This is a genomic window from Actinomycetota bacterium, assembly GCA_036280995.1.
In the GTDB taxonomy this organism is placed as follows: Bacteria; Actinomycetota; CALGFH01; order CALGFH01; family CALGFH01; genus CALGFH01.
In genome coordinates this window covers 1-2,050 of record DASUPQ010000106.1, presented here as the reverse complement: position 1 = coordinate 2,050, position 2,050 = coordinate 1, and the positions used below count along the sequence as shown (strand labels likewise).

Annotated in this window: 3 protein-coding genes; all 3 read right to left on the bottom strand. The window is 75.4% G+C overall.

Annotation, left to right across the window (positions count from 1 at the left end; translation table 11 throughout):
• Nucleotides 1–212: 1-deoxy-D-xylulose-5-phosphate reductoisomerase (locus tag VF468_03245; GenBank protein HEX5877329.1), on the bottom strand; the 212-nt coding region annotated here is incomplete at its 3' end.
• The gene (gene rlmN, locus VF468_03240) at nucleotides 209–1,417 is read right to left on the bottom strand and encodes a 23S rRNA (adenine(2503)-C(2))-methyltransferase RlmN (protein HEX5877328.1); all 1,209 of its coding nucleotides are present in this window, start codon (nucleotides 1,415–1,417) and stop codon (nucleotides 209–211) included. The genes VF468_03245 and rlmN, both read right to left, overlap by 4 nt.
• Nucleotides 1,414–2,050, bottom strand: a 637-nt coding sequence (locus VF468_03235; protein ID HEX5877327.1) for a phosphatidate cytidylyltransferase, incomplete at its 5' end; no start/stop codon positions are given. The genes rlmN and VF468_03235, both read right to left, overlap by 4 nt.

Below are 2,050 nucleotides of genomic sequence, written 5' to 3'. Positions count from 1 at the left end.
AGCTCGGCGGCCAGGCCGGCGGCCCGGGTCTCGTCGACCAGGCCGACCGCGGCCGGCCGCAGCTCGCGCGCCTGGGCGGCCAGCCGGTCGGCCGACCGCCCCGCGGCCAGGGCCACCACCCGGAACCGCCGGGGCGCCTCGCGGATCACGTCCAGCGCCTGCTCCCCGATCGACCCGGTCGACCCGAGCAGCACCACCCCGGTCGGGGTCACGGCCGGCTCCCCGCGTCGACGGCCTGGGGTCCCTCCGCCATCGGCAGGGTCCGGCGGCCCGGTCGCCCGGCGGCCGTGCGGAGCTGGCCGCAGGCGGCGTCGATGCCGACGCCGCGGTTGGCCCGGACGCTCACCGGGACCCCGGAGGCGGCGACCGCGTCCCGGAAGCGGCGGACCGCCGCCTTGGAGGGTGGCGAGAAGCCGGTGCCGGGGGTGGGGTTGTAGGGGATGAGGTTGACGTGGGCGGCGTGGCCACCGCTGCGCGGGACCCGCAGGGGGGCCAGCAGCCGGCCCAGCCGCCGGGCCTGCTCCAGGTCGTCGTTGACCCCGGCCATGAGCGCGTACTCGAACGAGACCCGGCGCCGGGTCGCGGTCACGTAGTCGCGGACGGCGTCGAGCAGCTCGGCGATCGGCCAGCTGCGGTTGACCGGGACCAGCCGGTCGCGGGTCGCGTCGTCGGCGGCGTGGATGGAGACGGCCAGGTTGACCGGAAGCGGCTCGGCGGCCGCCCGCCGGATCCCCGGGACCAGCCCGACGGTCGAGATCGTGATCGCCCTGGCCGACAGCCCGAACCCCCGGTGGAGCCGGTAGGCCGCCCCCCAGGTGGCCTCCTGGTTGGCGAACGGCTCCCCCATCCCCATGAAGACCACGTTGGTGAGGTGGTCGGGAGCGCCCGGCCCCGGTCGCAGCTCCGGCAGCATGGTCGACACCCTGGCCACCTGCTCGACCACCTCGCCGACCGACAGGTGCCGGGTGAACCCGAACTGGCCGGTGGCGCAGAAGGTGCAGCCCATGGCGCACCCCGCCTGAGTCGAGATGCAGACCGTGGCCCGGCCCCGGGGACCGCCTTCCCAGTCATCCTCGGCCATTGGGTCTCGGGGGGATCGCGGGGGGCGGAGCCCCCCGTGTTCGTACAGCATCAGGACCGACTCGACGGCGTCCCCGCCGGGCAGGCGGAACAGGAACTTGTGGGTCCAGCCGTCGTCGCCGGCCTGGTGCCGGTCGAGGGTCAGCCCGGTCCCGGCGAACCGCTCCGACAGCCGCGCCCGCAGCGAGCGGGGCAGGTTGGTCATGGCCCGCGGGTCGGGCTGGCGCCGGGTGTCCAGCCAGTGGGCGAGCTGGCGGGCCCGGTAGGGCGGCACGCCGGCCTCGGCGACCAGGGCCGCCAGCTCCCCGCCGTCCAGGTCGTACAGCGACCGGGTCACGGGGACCGGATCACGTCGAAGGCGGCCAGGACGTAGTAGAGGACCGGAGCCATGAACAGCAGGGCGTCAACCCGGTCGAGCACGCCGCCGTGGCCGGGCAGGATCGAGCCCATGTCCTTGACGGCCAGGTCGCGCTTGAGCATCGACTCCGACAGGTCCCCGAGCGGCGCGACCACGCAGGTGGCCCCGGCCAGGACCAGGCCGGAGGCGAGCGTCCACGGCTCCCACAGCGGCAGCAGGAAGGCGCCCGCGGCCAGGCAGGCGACCGACGCCCCGATCGCCCCCTCCCAGGACTTGTTGGGCGAGACCTGAGGGGCGATCGGGTGGCGGCCGAGGGTGGCCCCGGTGGCGTAGGCGGCGGTGTCGTAGACGACCACCAGGACGGCGTAGCCGATCAGGGCCCCGACGTAGTGGTCGGCCCGGCCGACGACCAGCGACAGGTGGGCGGCCATGAACGGCACGTAGACGACGGCGAAGATGGTGGCGGCGACGTTGCGGGTGACCTCGGTGCGGCCCCGGTCGACCAGGTACCAGCCGAACGCGGCCAGGATGGTCACCAGCAGCCCGAACGAGAGCGCCGACGGGCCCTCCAGGTAGGCCCCGACGACCAGCAGCGCCCCCATGGCCAGGACG